Annotated in this window: 31 protein-coding genes and 1 pseudogene; 30 read left to right on the top strand and 2 right to left on the bottom strand. The window is 55.8% G+C overall.

All coding sequences use genetic code 11. The features are described from left to right. Nucleotides 1–194 precede the first annotated feature (194 nt). The 5 genes and pseudogenes from MPHASIOC01_RS09760 to MPHASIOC01_RS09780 all read left to right on the top strand — a co-directional run bounded on the left by MPHASIOC01_RS09760 (nucleotide 195) and on the right by MPHASIOC01_RS09780 (nucleotide 3,615). Entirely contained in the window at nucleotides 195–455 is a 261-nt protein-coding gene (locus tag MPHASIOC01_RS09760; protein WP_353614385.1) for a hypothetical protein, read from the top strand. A 70-nt stretch (nucleotides 456–525) separates the two neighbouring features. After that, complete coding sequence (locus MPHASIOC01_RS09765) at nucleotides 526–1,362, top strand: DUF4942 domain-containing protein (protein ID WP_353614914.1); 837 nt, start codon at nucleotides 526–528, stop codon at nucleotides 1,360–1,362. A gap of 280 nt (nucleotides 1,363–1,642) precedes the next feature. Next, complete coding sequence (locus MPHASIOC01_RS09770) at nucleotides 1,643–1,801, top strand: type I toxin-antitoxin system Hok family toxin (protein WP_405027753.1); 159 nt, start codon at nucleotides 1,643–1,645, stop codon at nucleotides 1,799–1,801. 781 nt (nucleotides 1,802–2,582) lie between these two features. After that, nucleotides 2,583–2,747 (top strand): hypothetical protein, encoded by a 165-nt coding sequence (locus MPHASIOC01_RS09775; protein ID WP_353614386.1) that lies wholly within the window; start codon nucleotides 2,583–2,585, stop codon nucleotides 2,745–2,747. Nucleotides 2,748–2,796: 49 nt separating this feature from the next. Further along, nucleotides 2,797–3,615: pseudogene (locus MPHASIOC01_RS09780) on the top strand (DUF932 domain-containing protein). Nucleotides 3,616–3,776: 161 nt separating this feature from the next. On the opposite strand, the gene MPHASIOC01_RS09785 reads toward MPHASIOC01_RS09780, so the two are convergent. Further along, nucleotides 3,777–4,211 carry a lytic transglycosylase domain-containing protein gene (locus tag MPHASIOC01_RS09785; protein ID WP_405027759.1) on the bottom strand — a complete coding sequence of 145 codons (435 nt, stop codon included), beginning with the start codon at nucleotides 4,209–4,211 and terminating at the stop codon, nucleotides 3,777–3,779. A gap of 580 nt (nucleotides 4,212–4,791) precedes the next feature. On the opposite strand from MPHASIOC01_RS09785, the gene MPHASIOC01_RS09790 reads away from it, so the two are divergent. Next, nucleotides 4,792–5,181 (top strand): relaxosome protein TraM, encoded by a 390-nt coding sequence (locus tag MPHASIOC01_RS09790; protein WP_353614388.1) that lies wholly within the window; start codon nucleotides 4,792–4,794, stop codon nucleotides 5,179–5,181. A 43-nt stretch (nucleotides 5,182–5,224) separates the two neighbouring features. Here MPHASIOC01_RS09790 and MPHASIOC01_RS09795 read toward each other — a convergent pair whose 3' ends face one another. Further along, nucleotides 5,225–5,854 (bottom strand): Arc family DNA-binding protein, encoded by a 630-nt coding sequence (locus MPHASIOC01_RS09795; RefSeq protein WP_353614389.1) that lies wholly within the window; start codon nucleotides 5,852–5,854, stop codon nucleotides 5,225–5,227. A gap of 199 nt (nucleotides 5,855–6,053) precedes the next feature. On the opposite strand from MPHASIOC01_RS09795, the gene MPHASIOC01_RS09800 reads away from it, so the two are divergent. From MPHASIOC01_RS09800 to trbB, 24 genes are all read left to right on the top strand, one after another. Beyond that, nucleotides 6,054–6,506: a type IV conjugative transfer system pilin TraA gene (locus tag MPHASIOC01_RS09800; RefSeq protein ID WP_353614390.1), complete on the top strand. Its 453-nt coding sequence runs from the start codon at nucleotides 6,054–6,056 to the stop codon at nucleotides 6,504–6,506. A gap of 2 nt (nucleotides 6,507–6,508) precedes the next feature. Then, entirely contained in the window at nucleotides 6,509–6,811 is a 303-nt protein-coding gene (gene traL, locus MPHASIOC01_RS09805) for a type IV conjugative transfer system protein TraL (RefSeq protein ID WP_353614391.1), read from the top strand. 3 nt (nucleotides 6,812–6,814) lie between these two features. Next, the gene (locus tag MPHASIOC01_RS09810; RefSeq protein ID WP_353614392.1) at nucleotides 6,815–7,417 is read left to right on the top strand and encodes a TraE/TraK family type IV conjugative transfer system protein; all 603 of its coding nucleotides are present in this window, start codon (nucleotides 6,815–6,817) and stop codon (nucleotides 7,415–7,417) included. Between the two features lie 14 nt (nucleotides 7,418–7,431). Beyond that, a complete protein-coding gene (gene traK, locus MPHASIOC01_RS09815) occupies nucleotides 7,432–8,169 on the top strand; it encodes a type-F conjugative transfer system secretin TraK (RefSeq protein WP_353614393.1) in 738 nt (245 codons plus the stop codon). Next, on the top strand, nucleotides 8,169–9,557 hold the full coding sequence (gene traB / locus MPHASIOC01_RS09820) for an F-type conjugal transfer pilus assembly protein TraB (RefSeq protein WP_353614394.1): 1,389 nt from the start codon (nucleotides 8,169–8,171) through the stop codon (nucleotides 9,555–9,557). The genes traK and traB overlap by 1 nt, the downstream gene beginning before the upstream one ends. Before the next feature lie 10 nt (nucleotides 9,558–9,567). Beyond that, nucleotides 9,568–9,735, top strand: coding sequence for a hypothetical protein (locus MPHASIOC01_RS09825; RefSeq protein ID WP_353614395.1), 168 nt, complete (start codon nucleotides 9,568–9,570; stop codon nucleotides 9,733–9,735). A 54-nt stretch (nucleotides 9,736–9,789) separates the two neighbouring features. Then, nucleotides 9,790–10,032, top strand: a complete 243-nt coding sequence (locus tag MPHASIOC01_RS09830; RefSeq protein ID WP_353614396.1) for a hypothetical protein — start codon at nucleotides 9,790–9,792, stop codon at nucleotides 10,030–10,032. A 168-nt stretch (nucleotides 10,033–10,200) separates the two neighbouring features. Further along, nucleotides 10,201–11,031, top strand: coding sequence for an SPFH domain-containing protein (locus MPHASIOC01_RS09835; protein WP_353614917.1), 831 nt, complete (start codon nucleotides 10,201–10,203; stop codon nucleotides 11,029–11,031). A gap of 167 nt (nucleotides 11,032–11,198) precedes the next feature. Beyond that, entirely contained in the window at nucleotides 11,199–11,786 is a 588-nt protein-coding gene (gene traV / locus MPHASIOC01_RS09840; RefSeq protein ID WP_353614397.1) for a type IV conjugative transfer system lipoprotein TraV, read from the top strand. After that, the gene (locus MPHASIOC01_RS09845; protein ID WP_353614398.1) at nucleotides 11,783–11,989 is read left to right on the top strand and encodes a hypothetical protein; all 207 of its coding nucleotides are present in this window, start codon (nucleotides 11,783–11,785) and stop codon (nucleotides 11,987–11,989) included. The genes traV and MPHASIOC01_RS09845 overlap by 4 nt, the downstream gene beginning before the upstream one ends. A 1-nt stretch (nucleotide 11,990) precedes the next feature. After that, complete coding sequence (locus tag MPHASIOC01_RS09850; protein WP_353614399.1) at nucleotides 11,991–12,125, top strand: hypothetical protein; 135 nt, start codon at nucleotides 11,991–11,993, stop codon at nucleotides 12,123–12,125. Then, complete coding sequence (gene traC, locus MPHASIOC01_RS09855) at nucleotides 12,115–14,754, top strand: type IV secretion system protein TraC (RefSeq protein WP_353614400.1); 2,640 nt, start codon at nucleotides 12,115–12,117, stop codon at nucleotides 14,752–14,754. Before MPHASIOC01_RS09850 ends, traC begins: the two co-directional genes overlap by 11 nt. Then, a complete protein-coding gene (trbI, locus tag MPHASIOC01_RS09860; protein ID WP_353614401.1) occupies nucleotides 14,751–15,185 on the top strand; it encodes a type-F conjugative transfer system protein TrbI in 435 nt (144 codons plus the stop codon). Before traC ends, trbI begins: the two co-directional genes overlap by 4 nt. A gap of 12 nt (nucleotides 15,186–15,197) precedes the next feature. After that, nucleotides 15,198–15,839: a type-F conjugative transfer system protein TraW gene (gene traW, locus MPHASIOC01_RS09865; RefSeq protein WP_353614402.1), complete on the top strand. Its 642-nt coding sequence runs from the start codon at nucleotides 15,198–15,200 to the stop codon at nucleotides 15,837–15,839. Continuing rightward, nucleotides 15,832–16,059 carry a hypothetical protein gene (locus MPHASIOC01_RS09870; protein WP_353614403.1) on the top strand — a complete coding sequence of 76 codons (228 nt, stop codon included), beginning with the start codon at nucleotides 15,832–15,834 and terminating at the stop codon, nucleotides 16,057–16,059. Before traW ends, MPHASIOC01_RS09870 begins: the two co-directional genes overlap by 8 nt. 147 nt (nucleotides 16,060–16,206) lie before the next feature. Continuing rightward, nucleotides 16,207–16,560 carry a hypothetical protein gene (locus tag MPHASIOC01_RS09875; RefSeq protein WP_353614404.1) on the top strand — a complete coding sequence of 118 codons (354 nt, stop codon included), beginning with the start codon at nucleotides 16,207–16,209 and terminating at the stop codon, nucleotides 16,558–16,560. Beyond that, nucleotides 16,545–17,552 carry a conjugal transfer pilus assembly protein TraU gene (gene traU, locus MPHASIOC01_RS09880; RefSeq protein WP_353614405.1) on the top strand — a complete coding sequence of 336 codons (1,008 nt, stop codon included), beginning with the start codon at nucleotides 16,545–16,547 and terminating at the stop codon, nucleotides 17,550–17,552. Before MPHASIOC01_RS09875 ends, traU begins: the two co-directional genes overlap by 16 nt. 7 nt (nucleotides 17,553–17,559) lie before the next feature. Further along, nucleotides 17,560–18,183, top strand: coding sequence for a type-F conjugative transfer system pilin assembly protein TrbC (gene trbC / locus MPHASIOC01_RS09885; protein WP_353614406.1), 624 nt, complete (start codon nucleotides 17,560–17,562; stop codon nucleotides 18,181–18,183). Next, nucleotides 18,180–20,015 (top strand): type-F conjugative transfer system mating-pair stabilization protein TraN, encoded by a 1,836-nt coding sequence (gene traN, locus MPHASIOC01_RS09890; RefSeq protein ID WP_353614407.1) that lies wholly within the window; start codon nucleotides 18,180–18,182, stop codon nucleotides 20,013–20,015. The genes trbC and traN overlap by 4 nt, the downstream gene beginning before the upstream one ends. Continuing rightward, nucleotides 20,012–20,794 carry a type-F conjugative transfer system pilin assembly protein TraF gene (gene traF / locus MPHASIOC01_RS09895; protein ID WP_353614408.1) on the top strand — a complete coding sequence of 261 codons (783 nt, stop codon included), beginning with the start codon at nucleotides 20,012–20,014 and terminating at the stop codon, nucleotides 20,792–20,794. The genes traN and traF overlap by 4 nt, the downstream gene beginning before the upstream one ends. A gap of 9 nt (nucleotides 20,795–20,803) precedes the next feature. Then, complete coding sequence (locus MPHASIOC01_RS09900) at nucleotides 20,804–21,268, top strand: hypothetical protein (protein ID WP_353614409.1); 465 nt, start codon at nucleotides 20,804–20,806, stop codon at nucleotides 21,266–21,268. Next, complete coding sequence (locus tag MPHASIOC01_RS09905; protein WP_353614410.1) at nucleotides 21,252–21,737, top strand: hypothetical protein; 486 nt, start codon at nucleotides 21,252–21,254, stop codon at nucleotides 21,735–21,737. The genes MPHASIOC01_RS09900 and MPHASIOC01_RS09905 overlap by 17 nt, the downstream gene beginning before the upstream one ends. Further along, on the top strand, nucleotides 21,734–21,958 hold the full coding sequence (locus MPHASIOC01_RS09910; protein WP_353614411.1) for a hypothetical protein: 225 nt from the start codon (nucleotides 21,734–21,736) through the stop codon (nucleotides 21,956–21,958). The genes MPHASIOC01_RS09905 and MPHASIOC01_RS09910 overlap by 4 nt, the downstream gene beginning before the upstream one ends. Beyond that, entirely contained in the window at nucleotides 21,955–22,560 is a 606-nt protein-coding gene (gene trbB / locus MPHASIOC01_RS09915) for an F-type conjugal transfer protein TrbB (RefSeq protein WP_353614412.1), read from the top strand. The genes MPHASIOC01_RS09910 and trbB overlap by 4 nt, the downstream gene beginning before the upstream one ends. The last annotated feature ends 13 nt before the right edge of the window (nucleotides 22,561–22,573 follow it).

Genomic DNA, 22,573 nt, shown 5'->3' on the forward strand with positions numbered 1-22,573 from the left:
AGGGCTTTGTGTAGCACCGTCGCGTCGTCATCCAAGGGGTATATAAACTCCGCCAACACTTTTTTCCCGAACGGCCGGACAAAAACTGTTGTCTCCGCCCCTTTCCTTCCTCCTTGCGCCGTCGCTACTTCGCCCTTTGCCGCGAAAGGTCCCGACGAGAGATGGCTTAACCCCCAGAGAAGGAGAACACCAGGATGAACACACACAACGTCAACACCGCCGCTCAGGAGCCCTCGGAAAGATGGGGGAAACGGCTGATGGCCCGCTTTCGTTCCGCAGTGGATGAGGCGGAGTTTAATGCTGCCTGTGGGGAAGAATCTCACCGGCACTACGGGGTGAAATTCAGTGCCTTCGACAATGTCTGGTATCTGTTTCAGGGGTTTAAGAACGGTCTGCTCCGTCCCCGTCAGGTTCCGGCAGACAAAACCACGCATCACGAAAATGGAAAGAGATAGTGACCGCAACACACAGGAGACTGATATGACTGATTTACTGATGGGAGCGGCCCCGGCGGCCTGCACGGATATGACGGAAGCGCAGACACTGCACAGCGCTGGCACGGAACTGATCCCCTCCGTGGCGATTGAACGCATTCTTGCTGACCGTGACGCAGGACTCAGCAAGTACGCGCAGGCCCTGACCCTGCTGCGTGATGCCCGTGAAATTTTTCTCCGGGCAGCAAATAAGGAGTGGCTTTCAGGTTATGACCTGCTGGTCTCTCAGGCCGTCATGTCAGCCAAAGGCCCACAGGCCGACCGCCGGGCGCTGTGTCACCTGGTTGACGGCAAAATCTGGGATCGCCTGATGAGTGATACGGGCATGTATACCCTGATGAGCCAGAAGCAGCGGGATGAGTGGGATCGCCAGCTTGAGGGGGAAAACCTGCCAGAAATCACCCTGGATACCGTTCTGGCCACGTTCCGCCAGCTCAGTGAAAACAGCGATGAAACTTTTGCGCAGGGGCTGGTTGACGTGTTTCGCCAGTTGTCCTGGGATTACAAAACCAATAACCCCTGTCGCTTTGGAAAACGCATTGTGGTCAGCCGGTTGCTCGACGTACAGCGGTACGGCACCAGTTTCAGCCATACCGGACAGGCGAAGCTCGATGATCTGGCCCGGGTTTTTTATCTGCTCGAAAAGAAACCAGTGCCGGATTTTCGGGTAGCCGCCGGGGCGCAGTTTGACGCCCATTTCCGGGCGAACGGTTTCGACGGGGACACCGTCTGGCCGGGGACATATTTCAGTGTGCGGTATTTCAAAAAGGGCACGGCGCACATCACGTTTAACCGACCTGAACTGGTTGACCGGCTCAATGATATTGTGGCCAGCCGTTATCCGGGGATGCTGCCGCCACGGGTCTGACTGTTGTCAGTGTAACCCGTTGTAAAAAGATAAAAAAAGGAATGACTGCCCGGTGTTTTGGGGCGGTTTTTCCTGGTCGGTCAGGGTAAAGGGCGGTATAATGGCGGTGGCGCTTGAGGCTTTTTGCCTCATGACGTTTCAGGTGGTTTGTGCCGTTGTTGTGAGGCAGAAAGAAGAAAAGCCCCAAAGGTAATTTTTCAATTAACCAGTGAGGCTCATCTCTATGTCTCGACAACATCAGAGTAGCCTCTTACCTGCCGAAAGGCAAGGAGAGAAGGCCATGAAACTGCCGCAACAGCCCGTTATCTGGTGCTTACTGATAGTGTGTCTCACACTGCTGGTATTCACCTTCCTGACCCGGAAATCACTCTGTGAAATCCGCCTGAAGGACGGAGATCGGGAGGTCGCTGCCGTGCTGGCCTACGAACCTGGTAAGTAGCAACCCGGAGGCGGGGGAAACCCCGCCTTTTCAGGGCTGATGATGTCCTGTTCTGCCACAAGTGCCTTATGAAGGGGTTGCCGGCTCGCTGGCAGCCCCTTTTTCCTGCCTGCAGCACGGCGGGAAACCCCTGGCCCCTGCGGGGCCGGAAAAACCCGGATGCGCCTGCGGCGCTTCCCCGGCTCCTCCCTGTCTGTGTCGTCTTCCCGGGTATTCTGTGCCGGTGCGCGGTTTGTCACTGGCTACGGCGTCGGGGCTTTCTGTTGTTATTCCTGCTGTTGTTATTCCTGTTCGTCATTTTCCTGCTGTGGCGGGGGCATCCCGGTCTGTGACACCGGGCGTCCGGGCGGGCTGTCATGCTCCGCACAGAGCCAGCGATGCTGTCTCTGCCCGGCCCCTCCGGGGCGGCGGGTTTCCATCCCTGACGCAGTGGCCACACCCTGTCGCTCACACCGGCTGGCGCCGGCGTCGCTTTCACTGCCCGGCGAAGAAGCCGCCGGGCGCTGAGGACGACACGCCCTGGCGTGTCGGGTGTGTTCATCCTGTTTCCGCCCCCCGGGTGGCCACTCACGTCAGTGCCTTACGCGGAGGGCTTTGTGTAGCACCGTCGCGTCGTCATCCAAGGGGTATATAAACTCCGCCAACACTTTTTGCCCGAACGGCCGGACAAAAACTGTTGTCTCCGCCCCTTTCCTTCCTCCTTGCGCCGTCGCTACCCCGCCCTTTGCCGCGAAAGGTCCCGACGAGAGATGGCTTAACCCCCAGAGAAGGAGACACCAGGATGAACACACACAACGTCAACACCGCCGCTCAGGAGCCCTCGGAAAGATGGGGGCGTAAAACCACACTGCGTACTGATGGTTTTATTCGCAATATTCCTTCCCGCAATCCGGTGACCGGAATTACCTCACTGGTTGTACTGGACAACGAATCCCGCCAGGACTGACCCGGCCCGGGAACCTTCAAATTTCATACACACAGGAGAATTATTCATGATTTCATTTGCATCCCGTTACCGTACCGGCAACACCATCCGCAAAGAACGTCCGCTGACCCGGGACGAACTGGCGCAATTTGTCCCCAGTGTCTTTTCGGAAGAAAAACATGAGTCCCGCTCAGACCGTTATACTTATATTCCCACCATCACCCTGGTGGATAAATTATTTGAAGAGGGTTTCGTCCCTTATTTCGCCACCCAGGCGCGGGTGAATGATGAATCCGCCGTGAATATACCAAACACCTGTTACGCCTGCGCCGTCATGACCAGGTGAACGGGCAGGAAGTCCCGGAAATTATTTTATTAAACAGCCATGACGGCTCCAGCTCGTATCAGATGATCCCGGGCATGTATCGTCAGGTTTGTACAAATGGTCTGGTGTGCTGGAAGAACTTTGCGGAAATAAGAATTCCGCACAAAGGGGATATTGTCGGGCAGGTCATTGAAGGGGCCTATGAGGTTCTGGGAATATTCGACAAAATTAATGATGAAATGGAAGGGATGAAAGCCATTACCCTGTCAGAAGATGCACAACGTGCCTTTGCCGAATCCGCACTGGAATACCGTTACCCCGGACGGTGAAAAACCGGTGACAGCCACGCAGGTGTTAAATTCCCGCCGCTGGTATGACAACAGCCCGGATTTATGGACCACGTTCAACCGTGTTCAGGAAAATATGATACAGGGCGGATTACGTACCCGGACGAAAAAGGGAAAACTCACCCGGACACGCGCGATAAAAGGCATTGACGGTGACATTAAACTTAACCAGGCATTATGGCGACTGGCTGAGGAAATGAAAAAAATCATGTCCTGAACCCTGTAAAAGACCTGCCCGTATCCGGCAGGTCTTTTTATATTCACACAGTGCGGAGCGTTAAAAGTGTCATTCCCCCGGCGATGCCGGGGTTTTATTGTTCATTACCGTTTTAACATCATTCGCCGGGTGAGGGTGTGGTGACAGCAGCGCCTGCCTGGTCAGCAGTATGGTATAAATACTTTTATTTTTTTGGCATACTCCCGACGAATGCCGATGTTTTTCACCGATGCCCCCGCATTATACATTCCAACACTGTCCCAGTTTTTCCCGTAAGCCTTAAAGTTTCTCGCCAGAACCCATGCCCCCGTGTACACACACAAACAGGGGTCATGTAACAGGGTGGCGCGGGAAATATTAAATTTCTTCAGCTCAGGATAATGAGAACTGTTTATCTGCATTCCGCACACATCTTCACTTCCGTTTTTGTTCGCCTTATTCACCGCATCGGGAATAAGTCTGGATTCCTGTATGGCAATAGCGGTCAGCAGTAGCGGGTCAATATGAAAATCCCGTCCCGCCTGGCTAAAGCACATTTGCGGCGCGGCCTGAACGGAAACAGAAAAGGCCAGCAGGGCCAGGAGTGATTTTTTCATTTCAGTGACCTTTGTCAGACGTCGTAAAATTGCCGCTGTTGAATCGTCCGTAAAATACCCCCGCCGATCACGCTCCGCAAGACTTTTCCTCACAAACGCGCCGGAAGCGCTTTTAATCATGGCCTTACAGCCAGGGCTGAAATATAAAATCAGGCAATCTGGGTTTTTAAATCTGCCGCTCTTTACTTACCTCCAACTACCTCACACCCCACGCAAGGCTTCGCCTTGCAGATAAGATGTTTAAATTCAGTGAGTTGATATTGATATATGTGCGCAATTTTGATGTATCACGTTAAAATATCGTAGCTTCCTCCGACATTGTAGTGTCGGATTGTACGATACTGTTGGTGTCAGGATGTCGTACAAATGTCTCACAAATGTAGATACCGTTAACTATCATTGAGTTTAATATCGCACAGTGTCACACTGTGCGATATCTTAGTGTCGGATTGTACTACCTGTATAAGACCTGATGGTGTCGGATTGTACGATACCGGTGACCCGTGTCCGGGATGTGATTTCCTGGCAGATTTAATACTGACAGTGTCGGACCCGACACTGTCATCCGGAGAGAAAAAATATGGGAAGACTGGGGATTTACGTCAAGGATAAAATAGAGCGCGAGATACGCGACATTGTACAGATTGAAATTCAGAATGGAGCGACACCATCTGAGGTTAATGTGTCTTCCATGTGTAATGAACTGCTGCGCCTCGGATTGCTGGTTTATAAAAGCCGGGAAGAGAAAGGTGCGTTTGACCTGGAAGGATGGCGACGCGACCTGATAAAAAAAGTGACCGGTTCACGGGAAGGAATAATGATTCTTACGGCACTGGTCAGTGAAATGTACCTGAAAATGAACGGGGACAACTCGGTCGACAAAATTGATGACCTCATCAGTGGGAATATCACCGCCATCAATGAAGCCGAAGCGGCAGCAGAGAGACTTCATTTTTTGAAGGATGAATGATTTTCTGTCAGGCCAGCCTGCGGGCTGGCGCTGAGAACAATATTTATTTTTCTTTTTTATTCCAGGGTAACGCCGCTTTCTCGACGGATTCTGTTTGTTCTCTGATAAACTTATCAAAAGATAACGCCAGTACCTTGAGGGCCGTTATGTCCTTATCCCGCCCCACCCAGGTTTCCGTAAAATAATGCAGGGAGTGCATCAGCCGGGTCAGTATCTCATCATTGATACTGCGCTGGTTTATTTGTGCCATTAACCGGAGTTCTGTCGCCAGATTTTCCGGAATTCGCATACTGTACTGCTGTGTCTTTCCAGGCAACAGGACCCGCCTTTCATCTATCCAGGCATGTGTGGATTCGTCTGCCGTGGATTCCGCCTCCGGTTTAGGGGGTATTTCCGGATGAGTTTCTGTTATCCATTCATAGAATTTTCTCGACAACGCCTGCAGTTGTTGCCCCTCAACCGTTTTAATTAAGGGCATGTCAGGACGGTAATTCAGTGACTCCATCAGGCGCTGCATTATTTCATCATTCATGCTCCGCTGCCGTGTCCGGGCAAATATCCGCAATTCCATTAAGAGGTTTTCGGGAGCACGAATATTCCATTCCGTAATATCCCCGGCTTTGAACTTCCGGGGTCGCCCACGCTTTTCGTAAAGGTTCTCTTTAACTTTCATGTCGTTATCCATTTTTATTGCAGGGTTTTTTCCTGCCAGACCAAGGGTACAGGACGGGCATGTTCGGATAATTCCTAATAACACGTAAAAATGTGACATAGATCACAGTTTTTTTTTTTTACTTTCATGGGAAAATCGCGGTGCGTAAACAAAGACTTACGTAAATTCACTTTTCCTGAACATTGTGGAGATTTCCTGAATGCACTTAACAGGTAATGCCCTTCATACCAGAAAGGGATGGGCGGTAGCGTCGGTATTTCGCACCGTCCGTAATAAAATTGCAATGACCCTGAGCGGAAGTATTACCGGAGGTGGCAACAGTCTGTCTGTTTCTTCTGTTCTTCCCCGGATTCAACATAACCGCACGCAATATAAGGAGGCCCTGAAAACTCTTGCGGCTTTTGGTGGTGTACTTGCCCTGATGGTGGCAATGATGCACCCGGCACTGGCCACTGATTTATTATCGTCTCAGGACTCCAGTGTGACGGCGACATTTGGTCATGGCTCTTCGATTGAAAAGTATTTTTATTATGGCGAGATTTTTATTGCGGTATTTACCTATATTAAATCACGTTCGCCACTGTCATTTGTCGGCCTTGCTGTCATGATATTGTTTACCCGCATTGGCTTCCAAATCGCCGCCGGGGGTTAACCATGGACGGGGAAGTGGATAAATATGACTTCCCGGAAACACTGAATCAGCCGGACCGTATTATTGGTCTGCCAAAGGATGAATTCTTTGTCGTGGCACCGGTCATTGTTATCGGTATTGCTTTTAATATGGCCTTTGTCATGTTAGTGGTTGCCGGGACACTTTGGTTTGCTGTCAGGTATTTTAAGAAAGGGCAGGGCAGTTACTGGTTGCTTAATTTTTGCTACTGGTATTTACCCACCGCACTTTTCCGCACTGTCTTTCAGGCCCTGCCTGATTCCAGTTTCCGACACTGGAGGGCATAGCGGATGAAATACCGGATTCAGGGGAGTCGTAAGAAGTCCCTCGGATACGCATTCATGATTTTGTGTGCGTTACTTGTCCTCAGTATGACATCCACTGTCATCACCAGCCTTCTGGCCTGGCACTTTGCCTCCACCCAGCGCACCGTCACCACGCCCATGGTGTACAACCAGCCATTCTCCTCTGATGCGAAAAGCGGCGACTCAAATTTAATGAGTATGCTGGCGACCTCGTTCGTCTATCTTCGCCTGACCGTCAGTCCGGAAACCATCGACAACCAGCAAAAACTTCTGCTCAGTTACGTTCCGGCCGCCTCCCGGGATGCCATGAAGAAGGTGCTGGATGTTGAGGCTGAATACATCAGACGCAATGGTGTCACCACGGTTTTCAATATCGCTGATATTACGACCCTCGCGCCGGGTGACATGCTGGTCACGGGAACGCTGTCCGCTTCAACGACCAACGGTCGCCTGAATACCGGGCAGGCCACGGTCCCGTCACCGCTCAAGCCGGAAGAGAAAACCTACCGTCTGAAAATTCAGTACCTGAACGGTACGCCTGTTCTGCAGGAATTTTCGGAAGTCATTAAACCCTCCAAACAGAAATAACCAGGAGTCAGCCTGTGAAAAAACGTTTTTCTCCGGCGGCAGTCACTGTGTTGCTTCTGACCGGAACCTTTGCCGGCGGCCTTCGGGCCGCCTCCGGTCCCGCCGGCATTCCGTTTGACAACAACGCCCAGGTCCCGGTCACCCTGAGTGACACCAACCCGAACAAAATCGTTATCGACGGTCAGCTGATTACCAGTATCAGCGGTCCCGCCGGTGCGTATGACAAAAAGAGCACCACGGACGGTGCCCTGATTATTTCGCCGCTGGTCGGGCAGGATTTCACCATTTTCCTGCAGACCGATAAGGATGCGGCTGTTTCACTGAATGTTCATCCCCGCCCGGGTGCCGGCCGTACCATCCGCCTGACACCGCAGTCACTTCCGGTCCGCCAGAATCCGGAAGCCAGAGCCTGGGAAGAGGGGCAGTCCTATGAGAAAACCCTGGTGGATATCGCCCGCGCCGCCACAAAAGGGGATGTCCCGGATAATTTCGATGTGTATCCCGTCAGCCGCAGTACGGAGTACACCCCGCCCGTTCCGGTCACACTCACCCCCGAACAACAGTTTGTGGGGGCTCACCTGCGTATTGTCCGCTACCGCATGCGTAACAGTGGCCAGGTGACACAAGCCCTGCATGAAAAAGACTTCTGGCAGAAAAATGTCCGTGCCGTGATGCTCTCAACCCGCCAGCTGTATGCATCCGGTGAAGGCTATGTCTGGGTCATTTTCTCTGATGACGGAGTACGCCACTGATGGGACTGAACATTAATGTCACCACCCGCCGCAAGCAGTTGGCTGTCCTGATTTCCGTTCTGGTCATCGCCGGTGCGGCCACTGCCGGCATCATGGTCTTCGGCCGTGACGACGGACAGACCCGGGCAAAATCCGCCCCGGCCACCCCGAACATGGTGGGCGTGGTGACCGCCACTTTTGATGACAAACTGCAGACCTCCGCCATGCAACAGCAGCAGGCCGCCACCTCCGCGCTGGAGCAGCAGGTGCAGCAACTGGCGCAGCAGATAAAGCAGAACCATGATGATTTCACGCGCAAACTGCAGGAGAAAGACCAGCAGATTGCGCAGCTGCAGCAGGGTAAAAATACGGGCAGTGCCGCCCCGGCAGGCAACAGTCAGACCACCACCACGCCAGGTAACACTCCGTTACCGGGACCACTGGCCACCGGGCAGGCCAGACCGGCTGAATGGCATGTGCAGCCCACAGGAACCGGAAACCGGGCTGGTGTGAATCCGGCGCAGGGCGCCGGGTTTTATCCGGGCACCGGGAACTCTCCCCGGCTGACCGGCGGGCTGGACAAGACCGATTTCACCTATGACAGCCTGAAGAAGAAAAACGAAACGCACCTGCCCTGGATACCCTCCGGGTCGTTTTCAGCCGCTGTCATGATTGAAGGGGCGGATGCCAATGCCTCGGTCACCGGCAACCAGAACACCACGCCGGTGACCATTCGCCTTATCGGGCAGGTGCAGATGCCCAACAACCATGAATACGACATGAACGGCTGTTTTGTCAGTGGTGAAATTTACGGTGACATTTCCAGTGAACGCGGTGAAGTCCGGACCAGCAGTATCAGCTGCATCCTGAAGAACGGCAAACATGTGGACATGCCGTTTGAAGGGCATGTGAGTTATCAGGGTAAGGAAGGCATTCGTGGCAAACCGGTCATGCGTAACGGCAAGATTATCGGTTATGCCGGCGCAGCCGGTTTCCTCTCCGGGATTGGCGACGGCATCAAATCCGCGTCCACACCGACTGTGGGGCTCGGTGCCACCGCGTCCGTCAGTGGCCTGGATGTGCTGAAGCAGGGCTTTGGCGGCGGGGCAGAGAAAGCGGCCGACACCCTGAGCCAGTACTGGATAAAACGGGCTGAACAGTATCACCCGGTGATTGATATCGGGGCCGGAAATCTGGTGACCGTGGTGTTCCAGAAAGGCTTCCGTCTGGAAACGCTGGAAGATGCCGACGCGAAAAAGGCTGAAGCGACTGTGCAGAAAGCGGGGGAGACCGTCAGTAATGCCGTCAGCAGCACGCCGCCGACACCGTCAGGCAGTGCCGGCACTCTCAACCCGGATGAGATTTTGCGCCAGGCCAGACAGCTGCGCCTCGGTGACACCATTAACTGAGGAGACGGACATGCAGGGCATTCTGTCAAAACATCTGACTTCCGTTGTCCGGGCCATGACCTGTCCGCAGGCCAGAACCGGTCTGCGTCATATGACCATTCCGGCGCTGGTGTATGCCGCAGAACTGGTGATATGGGCACGGTTAATCCATACCGGGGTGGCGGAATTCATGATGTGAGCCGGGCAGACTCATTGCTCAGGGCACTGAACATTACAGGAGGCAGCACAATCCATGTTTAACTCTGATAATACCTGGAAAATTACTGTATGGACTCTGGCCGGCATATTGGCTGTGTATGGCAGTATTGCAATATGGATTCAGGAAAAACAGACCACTGCGCAGGAAAACCGGATACGGCATGAGTGCAGGCTGAAAATCGCAGGGGCCAGACCGCCAGGCTGGTTTTCATCCGGGGAGGATGCCTGGGTATGCCCGGATGGTGCCACCTGGTATATCTCAACCATCAAAAAATAATTCGTTCTTCATTATCACATCAGTTCGTTCCCGGCTCTGGCCGGCGTCACTTATCAAATTCGTCAGAAAGAGGTTATGCCAATGCTGTACAGCAATGCCCCGCATGAGGGGGAAGCAGACTCCGTCAGAAATCTGGATAAGCTCAGGCTTCGTATTATTTTTTCGGGGATGGCCTTTATTATTCTGGCTGTTCTCGTGTACCTGTCATCCTATACCGTAAACCAGGGCGACCGGGGTGTGGTACTCCGCCTGGGTAAAGTGGTCAGGATTGCGGAACCCGGTTTCGGGCTTAAATATCCCTTCATTGAGTCAGTCGTGGACATCCCGGTGCGTCACGATGCCATGCTTTACGACAATATGGGGGCTTACAGCCGTGACCAGCAGCCGGCAAAAATGACCGTATCCGTTAACTTTCATATTCTGCCATCCGAGGTGGCGCGGGTTTATGCCAGTTACGGAACAGTTGCGAATATGAAAACCAAACTGATAGCCCGCCAGATACCCACACAGCTGGAGAATATTTTTGGACAGTACACGGCTATCAGTGCCGTTCAGGACCGGGCAAAACTGGTACTCGACCTGCAGAACGCCCTGCGTAAGTCCGTTGCCGGGCCGGTCGTTATTGATTCCGTCCAGATTGAAAATATCGATTTTTCTCCTGCCTATGAGAAATCTGTTGAGGATCGCATGAAAGCGGAAGTTGCGATTGCGACCCGGGAACAGAATCTGCAGACGGAAAAAATCCAGGCTGAAATTGTGGTGACACAGGCTCAGGCTGCAGCGAACAGTAAACTGGCCACGGCAAAGGCTGATGCTGAATCCATCAGACTGAAAGGGGCCGCTGAAGCGGAGGCCATCAGGGAGAAAGGGGCCGCCATTAAAGACAATCCGGGGATGCTCAGCCTGACCACCGCCGAACGCTGGGACGGTAAACTGCCTTCCACCATGATACCGGGGGGTGCCGTTCCCTTTATCAGAACACCGGACACCACCAAATAACAGCGCAGGGTGGCGGCAGTGCGACACACCGTCCGGTGTGGTGTAAGGATAACAACCGGTACCCTGTTTTTATTGTTATCCCTGTTCTCATAATCTCATAAATCACCGCCCTGCAGGCGCTCACTGACCTGCCACTGACCTTAAATCTGAACCGGAGAATTCCGCTCATGCATAAACTGATGGGCGCTGCACTGCTGTGCGGCGCGTTAACCGGCTGCGCCGGTATGAATTCTGATTTTGACTGTAACAAAACCGCGACTGACCAGTGCCTCAGTATGACGGATGCCAACAAACTGGCAGCCCGGGGCAAAAGCCTGGATGACCTCAGCACCACGGAAGTTACCCCGGCAAAAAAGCCTGTAACTGAACCCCTGCCGGTCCTGACCAACACCCGGCCACTGGTCAGCCCGGACCGCCCCCTCTCAGTGGCGGCCGTTCCGGCCCGGGCCACAACGACCGGCAGTCTGCTGACACCCCGGACGGTGGCCGGCACCCGGCTGACCACCGGCTCCGCCCTGACGCCCACACCGGTATTACCCCCGTCAGCCCTGACGGCTTCATACATTCCGGTCCGGTCCCGTCAGACGGACAACGCCGGTCAGGTGGCTGCCGTGCGGGTACCTGATGCGGTCCAGCGCCTGTGGATTGCCCCCTGGGTGGACACGCAGGACAACTTTCATCAGCCCGCCGTGGTGGAGTTCGTGAAGAACAAAGCGCACTGGGATGACAACTTCCGGGTTATCGGGGAGGAATGATGAGTATCAACCGACTGAACACCACCGCCCGGCTGGTTCTGCCGGAAGCGGACGGCATGGACCTGGAACGGTTCTTTCTGGTCACTGGCCGGGGCGCACAGGGGCGGTTGTCCCTGCCCGGTAACCGGGTGTCCCACACAGACCGTCTGGAACTCATCCGCGAAGCTGATGCCCGGATACGTGACCGGCGGCGGGGGCACTGAGATGAAAATACTGACCGATCACCCGTTCATCCCTCTCGCCTGGCGGGATGAACGGTTCACTGAATGCCTGTTGCGCCATCTGCTGTCCGGACTGCGCCAGGCGCTGCTGGCGGAGACAATAACTGATGAGCAATGACCTGCTGGAATCGATACTGGATGCGGTCAACAGTACCCGCAGAAAGGACGGTGCCCGGGAAGCCCGTAATAATCTGGAGCAGACCTGGGGATACCCGTCCATTACCGCTGCGCTGCCATACCGCTATTTCGATGATGAAAATGAACTCTACATCAATGAGGGTTCGATTGGCTTTATCCTCGAAGTGGCTCCGCTGCCGGGAGCCAACGAGCAGATTGTGACCGTGCTGGATGACATGCTGCGAAAAAAACTGCCCCGCAAGACGCCCCTCAGTGTGTTTCTTGTGGCCAGCAAATGTGTGGGCCGGCGCATTGAGGACGGTGTCAGCCCGGACATGTGGAAGGGCGCTATGGCCGGGCACCTCAACAAAATCACCCGGGCCTACTGGGAAAAGTCTGCACTCGACGGCATCAGCAATAAACGGGAATACCCGCTGTACCTGCGCAATTACCGGGTGTTTATGGTGTATGCCCGGCCCTGCCGGCGGGTCACGTCGCGGGTGACGGATGAAATCAAACAGTTGCGCAGTACCCTGCGTGTTTCGCTGGAAGCAGCCCGTATCCCGACAGTGAACAGCTCCGTGAATGCGTTCCTTTCCCAGGTGCGTGAGCTGATGAATTACCGTAATGCGCAGGTCATGCCGTCCGATGACAGCTGGAATGAGGAAGAGGAACTGCACCGTCAGGTGGTGGACCCCGGCATTGACATTCAGGTGCACCCGTCTTACCTCCGGGTGGAACTGCCACCGGACCCGCTGGCTCCGCGCCGGTCGGGAGAGGACCCGGCCAGCCGGACCGCCTGCCGGGTGGTGAATCTGGAACTCAGCAAATCACCGAAACGGTTTGCCCTGTGGCAGGGGGCCGATAATCTGCAGAACCTGCGTTTCCCGGACCTCGGCATTCCCTGTCCCTTTGTCCTGTCCTGGTGTGTGGAGCTGGAAGAACAGACCCGCGCCCAGAGTGAGTCCTTCCGCAAGGACATGGATTTGCAGAAAAAAGCCGCGTCGGCCTATGCCATGCTGTTTCCCGGTGTGAAACAGGCAGCACGGGAGTGGCAGGCCCTGCGCCAGGGGCTGGCTGACAACACGGCCGCGCTGGGGCGCTGCTACTTTAACGTCACCCTGTTCACCCCGGATGATGACCAGGAATCCCTGTCCTGTGAACTGGCCGCCATCAACGTCTTTCGCAAGAACAACCTGGAAATGAACGCCATCCGCTTTCAGCAGATGCGTAACTGGCTGGCGAGCTTCCCGTTTGTGCTGCAGGAGGGCATGTGGGAGGACCTGAAAAAAGGGGGTTCCACCCTGCGCTGCAAGAGCTTCAATGCCGTCAACCTGATGCCGGTGGTAGCAGAGCGTCAGTTGTCGCCACTGGGCATGCCGCTGCCAACCTACCGCAACCAGATAGCCTTTTTTGACATGTTCAGCGAAGACAACGGCGGGACCAACTTCAATATCGCGGTCACCGGCACGTCCGGGGCCGGGAAGTCCTTTCTGGTGCAGGGCATTCTGCGGGAAGTGTTCAACTCCGGGGGTTATGCCTGGGTTATCGACATGGGGGACAGCTACAAGAACTACTGTACCCAGGCCGGTGGGGTGTACCTCGACGGGGCGCAACTGCGTTTTAACCCGTTTGCCGGTGTCCGGGACATCAATGAATCGGCGGAAGGGATTGTCCGCCTGGTGGCGGTGCTGGCCAGCCCGGCGGGTGACCTGGACGAAGTCTGTGAAGCCATTCTGCAGAATGCGGTGGTGGCCGCCTGGCGGAAAAAGTGCAACCGGGCGCGGATAGATGACATTCATGCCTATCTCACCAGTGAGACGGTGCTCGGTGAATACCGCGACAAACCCACCATTCTGGCCCGTATTGCGGAGCTGGCCCTGCTGCTGGAACGCTACTGTACCTGGGGGGCTGACGGGGTGTACTTCAATTCCGACAACCCGACCCTCAATGATGAGACGAAATTTGCGGTACTGGAAATGCTCAGTCTGGAGGACAAACCCAAACTGCTCAGCGCGGTGCTGTTCTCCCTCATTCTGGCCATTCAGGAAAAGATGTACCACACACCGCGCAGCCTGAAAAAGGTGGCCATCATTGATGAGGCCTGGCGTCTGCTCAGTGGCTCCAACAAACATGCGGCGAAGTTCATTGAGACCGGCTACCGCACGGTCCGCCGTCACCGGGGGGCATTCATCACCATCACCCAGGGGATTAAGGACTTTACCAGCAGCCGCGAAGCAGAAGCCGCCTGGAACAACTCGGCCACCAAAATCACCCTGCTGCAGGATGCGAAAGCCTTCAAAAGTTACCTGTCAGACAACCCTGACCAGTTCACCCCGGTGGAGCAGGAAGTCATCCGTTATTTCCAGAAAGCCGAAGACACCTGGTTCAGTTCCCTGCTGATTTCGTCCGGGGAACAGAGTTCCTTCCACCGGATGTTTGTCGATCCGGTCACCCGGGCCATGTTCAGTTCCCGGGGGGTGGACTTCGAATTCATGCAGAAGGCCCAGCAGGCCGGGGCAACCAGTGAAGAAGCCGCCTACTTACTGGCGCAGAACAAATTCGGACCGGAGCTTGAGGCCCTGGAGAACTGGATCAAAACCGATAAAGAACAGGAGCGTGCCGCATGACCCTGAAAGACGATGAAAAACCCACACCACCGGCGGATATCACGGTACCGGCGGCCGGTAACGCGCCGGGGAATGCGTCCGGTCAGCCTGGCTGGGTCCGGTGGCTGACGGGCGGACTGACACTGCTGCTTCTGATGGTGTGTGTCAGTCTGGTCACCGTGCGGATGACCACCCCTGACGTGGTGGCGTTTGACATGAAAGGGACCATTGACCTGTTCATGCAGCAGATGATGCAGCAGAAACTGGATGCGGCCCGTGTCCGCCATCAGACGGCACGGTTCAACGATGCCATGACCGCCAGCCTGACGGCCTGGCAGGACGGGCATCATGCCATCATCCTGGTGGCCCCGGCCGTGGTGAGTGATGTCCCGGACATCACATCGGCCATCCGCACGGACATTGCGCAGCGGATGCAGGCACCGGTACGTTAGTGGGGGACCCCAATGCGAAAACTGATAAGTGCCGGACTGCTGCCGGCATTGCTGGCAGTCACCCTGACAGCCGGTGCAAAAGACCTGGGTACCTGGGGCCACCTGTTCCCGATAGCTGAACCTGACCTGCTGGCCTTCATTCAGCACAGGCTGACGACCATGAAGCAGGATGGTGAACTGGCCCGGCTGCAGAGCGAAGCCATTGCACGGGTGAAAGCCCATGCCGTGCGCCCCCCACCGGTGGCCGGACTGACACCCGCCCGTGTGGACCGGCACTGGGACTATGACCCCACCTTTACAGTGGGACAGACCATCACGGATATGCAGGGCCATGTCATTGTCCGCAAGGGCGATAAGGTCAACCCGCTGGATAAAGTCGCGTATGACGAAACCCTGTATTTCATCGATGGTGACAACAAAGACCAGATGGCCTGGATACGGCAACAGATTAAAGGGCAGGTGAATTTCAAAATCATTCTGGTGAAGGGGAACATTCCGGACACCAGTTATGCGCTGGATGAGCGGATTTATTTCGACCAGGCCGGTGTACTGACGACAAAGTTTGGTTTTCAGCATACGCCGGTGCGCATTACCCGCGACGGCCGTCAGCTGAAGGTGGAAGAAATTGCCCTGAAAGGTGGACCGCATGAGTAACGAAAAACCCTCCCTTCCTCCACGTCCGGGCCGGTTGCTGCAGGACCTGTACCCGGAGCTGGGCGACATGTCGCCTGCGTTTCTGACCCGTCTGTGGAAACGGTATGCCATCACGCACAGGGATAAGCCGCACGATATTCATCAACGGGAAGACGGGTTCAGCGAGTGGATCTTCAGTTTCCTTGACCAGCTGGAGAATGACACTCCCCTCCCGGCCTGACGGCCCAACCCTTTCGTCCCGCAGGCTGTTCGGTGCTCACGGCGTTGCGCTCCGCCTCAGCCTGCAGAACGGCAGGGTTTTCTGACGAACAACACTGTTTCCCTTCCGGCTCCGGGGTCCCCGGGTCCGCACGTATTAAGGAATATCATGCAAAAATCTGTCCCCCTCCGGGCGGTGCCGGTTGTCCGTGATGATGACGGCTTCTGGACACACCCGGATTACTTTTCCCCAGCCGGTGACCGGGAATACGGTGCGCCGGGTGAGTTTGAACAGTGGCTGGAACGGCATCAGCTGGAGTACCTGATCTGCTGGATGGTTGATGAAGTCACTGACGAGGTTATGGAGCGCTATGCCCGCTCCGGGTCACCGGACTGCCGGGTATGGACACCGGAAACACCCGCAGGACCTGGCTGGTTTACCGGCAGTATTCATGAAACGGAAGATGACGGGCCGGTCTGTGTCTGGTTGCGCCCGCTGGAGGCCTCATGCGACGACTGCTGATTCTGGGGTGTCTGCTGGCCACCCTGTTCACCGGACTGATGAGCGTGAGTCTGCCGGCCCGGGCGGCTGCCTCCGGTGCCGGTGAGGGCCGCTGGGTGAACCCGATTTCGGACGTGTGCTGGAAATGCCTGTTTCCGATGACACTGGGGAATATCCAGCTGGCCTCCGGGCCACAGCCGGACACCACCAACCCCTCCATGCCCATCCAGATGTGTCCCTATGGCATCATTTATCGTCTCGGTCTGGCCATTGGTTACTGGGAGCCGGTGGCGATGACTGACGTAACCCGGGAGCCGGGTGTCATGGTGAACATGGGCGGCTTCAAAATTGACCTTGGCCGCACGGGGACGGGGACCGGGGGGCAAAGTGACCGGCCAGAGCCAGGTGCGTTTTATCATGTGCACTGGTACAAGTACCCGCTGATTTACTGGCTGAACATCATGACCAGCATGGGGTGTTTTCAGCAGGGGGATATGGACATTGGTTACCTGTCTGAAGTGGACCCGATGTGGAATGACAGTTCCCTGTCACTGATTATCAACCCGGAAGCTGCCCTGTTCGGCAACCTGATTGCCCAGGCGGCCTGCGCGGCTGATGCCGTTTCCAGTTCTGCCGGTTACCCGTTATCTCCCCTGTTCTGGTGTGCCGGCGCGCAGGGTTCCATGTACCCGTTTACCGGTTATACCAGTAATGAATTCTCGCCACTGGAAGCCTCCCTGCTGGTGACTGAGCGCATGGATTTCAAGCTGCACCGGGAGGGGCTGGTTCAGGAGACGGTGGGGGCGGATGTTGCTGTCTGTTATGAATACCCGACGCCCATCCTTCCGAAAGAACGCTGGCGCTATCAGATGGTGAACATGTATCCGGAAACTTCCACCTGTCATGCCTTCGGGGCCAGTACCCAGTTGTGGGGGGCCACGCATAATGCCCCGACATCCCGTAAGAACTTTGGTTATCTGCTCTGGCGCAAACGTAACTGCGTCTATCTGTGAGGACACCATGACCCGAACGCTTTTTCGGGCACTGCTGGTCAGTGCCCTGGCTGGCTGCACGCTGACGGCGGTGGCCAGTCCGGCCGTGTCACCGAATGATATGGCTTTTATGAAGCAGCAACAAAAAGAACTGGAAGCCTTCAAGGCACAACTGCCCCGGTCACTGGCCGGGATGGACGGACTGCCCCTTCCCCAGGAAGAACGGGTACAGGCGTTTGCCAACAGCATTCGCCAGAGTCTGCCACCGGCAGAGCAGGGCGGTGACAAAATGCCCCGGGCGATCTATTTCGTTAGTCTGAGTATTCCCACCGAAGGGCTGTTGCCGATGCTGGCTGATGCCCACCGTTATGGCGTCCCGGCCACCCTGCGGGGTCTGGTGGATAATGATTTCCGCAAAACGGCGTCGGCCATCTTTAACCTGTCGAAACAGAACAAGGATATCGGGGTGCAGATTGACCCGGTGCTGTATCAGCAGTTTGGTATCACGGCGGTACCGGCACTGGTGGTGACCTGTCCCGGTCACCATGATGTGGTGCGGGGCAGCCTGCCGCTGAAAGACGCACTGGAAAAGGTGGCCACCGGTGGCGACTGTGCGCAGACAGCAAAAGCCATTCTGGGAGGTAAATCATGAAACGAGTGCTCACGGCTCTGGTGCTGTTGCTGGTCAGTGCCGGTGTGATGGCCGATGACATGAATGACGCCTTTAATACCGGTTCCTCATACGGAAAGAGCAATGCCGGGCAGGGTACCGGCAGTCTGAATAATACGGATGTGATAGCCGGGGCTGTTCCTGGCTATACCAGCAGTCCGTCACAGAGCAGCAGTTACGGGGGGGTGACGGGAGGGGACGGCGGTATTGCGGATAAGGGGCAGCAGGCCCTCAGTACCGATGATGCCGCATCCGCCGTGATAAGCTCAGGGAATACCAATCCGGCGGTCAGTATTGACCCGAATGCTCCCTATATTACCAATGGCAAATCTGCTGAAAACAATGCCGACAGTATTGCGGATGGCACCAACAGTCAGTGCACCGATACCACCGTCTCCAAATCGACCTTTGAGAACTACACCTGCAGTGCAGATGTTGCGGTTAGCCAGACCTGTGTCCGTAACGCCACGCCGGGTGTGGAAGGGAGTACGACCGAGGTGAAACAGACACTGGATTTGGAACATGTTTCTTTCTCCCAGGATACCTGGACATTTTATTTTAATGTGACTGCCAACATCACGGGGACGATCACCCGTGCCACCTATTCCTACAACCTGAACAGCGGGAATGATCATTATTACTACCCGGTACCCGTGCGGATTACATTCCTGGGAGCAACATTAACCCCCACCTACCGCAGTACAGGAACTGATATCCCTTTTACTCCGACACAACGAAATATCACAGCCGGGCAAATCATTCCGGTGACGGAGGTCAAGATGATTAAAGTCAATAATGGTCTCATTATAAACAAGACCCCCAAACCGGTCACCGTCACGCTGACGATAGAACAGAGTACCGCGAAACCTGTGGTGACCTGGAATGAAGTCTGCCCGGCACAGAAAGCGGGGACCCTCAGCTCATCGGTCTGTACGCAGGCGGGCGGAACCCGGACGGTGTCCAAAGACGGCCATACTTACTCAGTATCCAGCAGTTGTTGGCAATATACCGACACGTATGTACTCAGTGAGGCGACAGAGGGCACCTGTGGTTCGCTGGAAAGTAATCCAGCCTGTACTCAGTCCGGTTCAACCTGCACCGAAAATGCGATAAACGGTGCCTGTTCACATAAGGATTATACCTTTCAGTGCCAGAAGACCTATTCCTCATCCGGCCTGTTATGTGGCGGCTCCTATTTTTGCCAGACCGGTGACTGCAGCGACACGAACGGAGCCGGGGACAGTGGGTTTGATACGGCGGTGGCCAAACTGGCCGGTCTGGCGTCAGCCGGGGAAGATGTTAAAAATGACCAGGTGAATATCAAAGCCTTCACCGGTGAGGCAATGAGCTGCCGTAAGGCTGCTGCAGGCTTTTCCAACTGCTGCAAGGACAGTGGCTGGGGGCAGGATGTCGGGTTGAACAAATGCAACAGCGATGAAAAAGCCCTCGCGGCGGCGAAAGCCAAAAAAATTACCGTCAGTGTGGGTGAGCGTTGTGACCACAGTGTACTGGGCGTCTGCATCCAGAAAAGTCAGGTGTACTGCGTCTTCGGTGGCAAGCTGGCCCGCATCATTCAGGAACAGGGACGCCGTGACCAGTTAGGTATTGGCTTCGGTTCCGGGGATTCCCCTAACTGTTCAGGCATTACCGTGCCACAGTTACAGGCCATCAATTTTGACAAAATCAACTTCTCGGATTTTTATCAGGACCTGATGGATAACCAGAAAATCCCGAATACAGACAGCATGGTGGCGCAGGTGAAGCAAAAAATAGCTGCCCAGGTTAACCAGACCACCGGAGGGACCACAAAATGAAACGCGGTTTACTCCTGCTGTTACTGTTTTGCAGTGCCGTGGTTCAGGCGGATGAGGACATTACGCCCCCGGCAAAACCTTTTACCGGCTGGCACTGGTATAACGAACCGAAACCGGCAGACACACCGAAGCCCCCGAAAAAGAAACCGGCACCACCTGCCATTCCTGACTTCAGCAAAATGACACCGGTGGAACAGACGAAGGTCCTGCATGAGTACACCATGGAAGCCCTCAACCGTGCCATTCTGTACCCCAGCAGTGCCAATACCGCCCGGTTCCTGCGCTGGCAGAAGTTCTGGACGGACCGGGCCTCGATGTTCAGCCAGTCCTTTGCCGTGGCACAACTGAATAACCCGGACCTGGACTACAACCTGCAGTACCCGCACTACAACAGCATGGCACCGGTGATGCAGGCCCGTGATCAGACGGCGCAGAAAGATGCGATTGCGGATATCGCCGCGCATTATGGCCTTTTTTACTTCTATAAAGGTGCTGACCCGATCGGTGTGCAGATGGCCGGCGTGGTGAAGGACTTTGCTGCCCTGCATCATATTTCGCTGATCCCGGTGTCGGTGGACGGCCAGGTGGCCCCGTCAGTGCCGGACAGCCGGCCGGATAACGGTCAGTCGCAGGCGATGCATATCCGTTATTTTCCGGCACTGTTTCTGGTTGACCCCTCCGACCGGCAGTATCACCCGCTGGCCTACGGTTTTATGACCCAGGATGACCTGTCCGCCCGCTTCCTGAACGTGGCCACGGGTTTCCGTCCCAATTTCTGAGGTATTTCCATGACTGACTTACACAATGGTGTGCCGGCACGGCGCACCCTTTCACGTTGTCTGCGTTCTGTCTGGTTTGTGGCAGATTCGCTGATGAACGGCTTTATTGTCTTTCCCGGTATCTTCCTGATGCTGTTCATTTTATTTTCATCCCGGACCGGGCCTGCCGGGCAGTTTCTGGATGAGGCGGAGGCGCTTGTCCGCCATACCCCTGACGGCATGGTGAGGGGCTGTGCCCCGGAGACAACAGCACCGCCAGCCACCCGCGATGAACCGCTTTCCCGGATTGGTCCGGCCCCCGTAACGAACCTGAAAGTCTGTCAGCCGGTACTGCTCTCCCGGGCGGTCTGGGTGGCGAAACAGAATACCCGGTGGTTCCGGCTGTGGGTGTTCTGGGGGCTGTTGTTCAGTTTGGCCAGTGGCGGACTGCGCTGGCTGTGGGCTCGGAGGGTTCGCCATGCCGGTCGCCCGTGAGTCACCCGGACCTGTCCTGAAGGTCATGTTGTCGTGGGCGCTGTATGCCTTTATCTGTGGGCCGGGCAGTCTGGTGATGTGTGTCTGGCTGACGCTGACACTGGCCAGCCCGTTTTCCCTGCCGCAGGTGCTGCTGACCCGTGCCGAATACCTGGTGCAGGGCGTCAGCCGGGGGGAGGTCCGTCACTGCACGGACTGGCACCTGGACGGTGACCTGCCGTGGTACCGGATGGGGTTACCCCGCCCGGAGGAATACAGCCCGCCGGATGAGGTTAAGCCATTGGTGGTAATGGCACACCCCCGGTTTTACCGCACGGTTCCGCCCTGTGAAAAAGCCCGCGAATCGCACAACAGCTGGGTCAGGGATACGGAAAAGGCCCTGATGGCTGCGTATGTTGTTCTGGTTGCCATCTCGGTGCTGATGCGCCTGATGGCTCACACACTGATATTCCCAGGGAGGAAGTCATGAGTACAGCCGTGAAAGTGGCCGGACTGATTGCGTCCGGCGTGGTGGTTCACTGCGTGACCGAACTGATTGAATACAGCCCGGGCGTGGCCACCGGGACGCTGAATGTCGTCACCGGCATTCTGTGGGTAATGGCCGGTCTGTGGTTTGTCAAAGGTCTGCGGGACATGAGTCATCCGCAGCCACCGGTCCCGGATAAAAAAGACGAGGTGCCTCATTCATGAAATGGACTCCTTTAGTGGCAGCGCTACTTTTGTTCCCGGTATGCGTGATGGCCAGTGTTCGCGATGAGATTGCCGCGATGGAAGCCGCCAAACCTGCTCCGGGTCGCCCCATGGCCCCGGTGTCCACCCGGGCCGTGAGCGCTGTGCCGGGCAGCATCATGCAGTTGCCGGACGGCCGCAAGGTGAGCATGAAGGATTACGGGGTGGTGCTGTTCATGCAGGCGCACTGTCCTTACAGTGCGAAATTTGACCCCACCCTGAAAAAGTGGGCCGATGCACACGGTATTCATGTGTGGGCTTACACCCTTGACGGGGGCGGGGATGTGTCCTTTCCGACGCCGATGATACCCCGCCGGTACACCCCGGATGAGCCGCTGGCCGATGAAATCCTGACCTTTTTTGGTAACGGCCTGCCGATTGCCACGCCCACGGCCTTTATGGTGAATGTGCATACCCTGAAAGCCTATCCGCTGACCCAGGGTGTCATGGATATCCCGACCCTGGAAAGCCGGTTTGCCACGCTGATCCAGGCCGACCTTGATCATGCTGACCCGCAGTCACTGCCCCCGTTACCGGCCAGCTCGCAGGTCACTCCGCAGTAATCCTCTGAACAGG

The sequence above is a fragment of the Mangrovibacter phragmitis genome, from assembly GCF_040429585.1.
Classification (GTDB): Bacteria; Pseudomonadota; Gammaproteobacteria; order Enterobacterales; family Enterobacteriaceae; genus Mangrovibacter; species Mangrovibacter phragmitis.

Coding starts and splice junctions, on each gene's coding strand:
- MPHASIOC01_RS09760 (WP_353614385.1), top strand. CDS start 195: ATGAACACACACAACGTCAACACCGCCGCTCAGGAGCCCTCGGAAAGA.
- MPHASIOC01_RS09765 (WP_353614914.1), top strand. CDS start 526: ATGACGGAAGCGCAGACACTGCACAGCGCTGGCACGGAACTGATCCCC.
- MPHASIOC01_RS09770 (WP_405027753.1), top strand. CDS start 1,643: ATGAAACTGCCGCAACAGCCCGTTATCTGGTGCTTACTGATAGTGTGT.
- MPHASIOC01_RS09775 (WP_353614386.1), top strand. CDS start 2,583: ATGAACACACACAACGTCAACACCGCCGCTCAGGAGCCCTCGGAAAGA.
- MPHASIOC01_RS09785 (WP_405027759.1), bottom strand. CDS start 4,211: ATGAAAAAATCACTCCTGGCCCTGCTGGCCTTTTCTGTTTCCGTTCAG.
- MPHASIOC01_RS09790 (WP_353614388.1), top strand. CDS start 4,792: ATGGGAAGACTGGGGATTTACGTCAAGGATAAAATAGAGCGCGAGATA.
- MPHASIOC01_RS09795 (WP_353614389.1), bottom strand. CDS start 5,854: ATGAAAGTTAAAGAGAACCTTTACGAAAAGCGTGGGCGACCCCGGAAG.
- MPHASIOC01_RS09800 (WP_353614390.1), top strand. CDS start 6,054: ATGCACTTAACAGGTAATGCCCTTCATACCAGAAAGGGATGGGCGGTA.
- traL (WP_353614391.1), top strand. CDS start 6,509: ATGGACGGGGAAGTGGATAAATATGACTTCCCGGAAACACTGAATCAG.
- MPHASIOC01_RS09810 (WP_353614392.1), top strand. CDS start 6,815: ATGAAATACCGGATTCAGGGGAGTCGTAAGAAGTCCCTCGGATACGCA.
- traB (WP_353614394.1), top strand. CDS start 8,169: ATGGGACTGAACATTAATGTCACCACCCGCCGCAAGCAGTTGGCTGTC.
- MPHASIOC01_RS09825 (WP_353614395.1), top strand. CDS start 9,568: ATGCAGGGCATTCTGTCAAAACATCTGACTTCCGTTGTCCGGGCCATG.
- MPHASIOC01_RS09830 (WP_353614396.1), top strand. CDS start 9,790: ATGTTTAACTCTGATAATACCTGGAAAATTACTGTATGGACTCTGGCC.
- MPHASIOC01_RS09835 (WP_353614917.1), top strand. CDS start 10,201: ATGGCCTTTATTATTCTGGCTGTTCTCGTGTACCTGTCATCCTATACC.
- traV (WP_353614397.1), top strand. CDS start 11,199: ATGCATAAACTGATGGGCGCTGCACTGCTGTGCGGCGCGTTAACCGGC.
- MPHASIOC01_RS09845 (WP_353614398.1), top strand. CDS start 11,783: ATGATGAGTATCAACCGACTGAACACCACCGCCCGGCTGGTTCTGCCG.
- MPHASIOC01_RS09850 (WP_353614399.1), top strand. CDS start 11,991: ATGAAAATACTGACCGATCACCCGTTCATCCCTCTCGCCTGGCGGGAT.
- traC (WP_353614400.1), top strand. CDS start 12,115: ATGAGCAATGACCTGCTGGAATCGATACTGGATGCGGTCAACAGTACC.
- trbI (WP_353614401.1), top strand. CDS start 14,751: ATGACCCTGAAAGACGATGAAAAACCCACACCACCGGCGGATATCACG.
- traW (WP_353614402.1), top strand. CDS start 15,198: ATGCGAAAACTGATAAGTGCCGGACTGCTGCCGGCATTGCTGGCAGTC.
- MPHASIOC01_RS09870 (WP_353614403.1), top strand. CDS start 15,832: ATGAGTAACGAAAAACCCTCCCTTCCTCCACGTCCGGGCCGGTTGCTG.
- MPHASIOC01_RS09875 (WP_353614404.1), top strand. CDS start 16,207: ATGCAAAAATCTGTCCCCCTCCGGGCGGTGCCGGTTGTCCGTGATGAT.
- traU (WP_353614405.1), top strand. CDS start 16,545: ATGCGACGACTGCTGATTCTGGGGTGTCTGCTGGCCACCCTGTTCACC.
- trbC (WP_353614406.1), top strand. CDS start 17,560: ATGACCCGAACGCTTTTTCGGGCACTGCTGGTCAGTGCCCTGGCTGGC.
- traN (WP_353614407.1), top strand. CDS start 18,180: ATGAAACGAGTGCTCACGGCTCTGGTGCTGTTGCTGGTCAGTGCCGGT.
- traF (WP_353614408.1), top strand. CDS start 20,012: ATGAAACGCGGTTTACTCCTGCTGTTACTGTTTTGCAGTGCCGTGGTT.
- MPHASIOC01_RS09900 (WP_353614409.1), top strand. CDS start 20,804: ATGACTGACTTACACAATGGTGTGCCGGCACGGCGCACCCTTTCACGT.
- MPHASIOC01_RS09905 (WP_353614410.1), top strand. CDS start 21,252: ATGCCGGTCGCCCGTGAGTCACCCGGACCTGTCCTGAAGGTCATGTTG.
- MPHASIOC01_RS09910 (WP_353614411.1), top strand. CDS start 21,734: ATGAGTACAGCCGTGAAAGTGGCCGGACTGATTGCGTCCGGCGTGGTG.
- trbB (WP_353614412.1), top strand. CDS start 21,955: ATGAAATGGACTCCTTTAGTGGCAGCGCTACTTTTGTTCCCGGTATGC.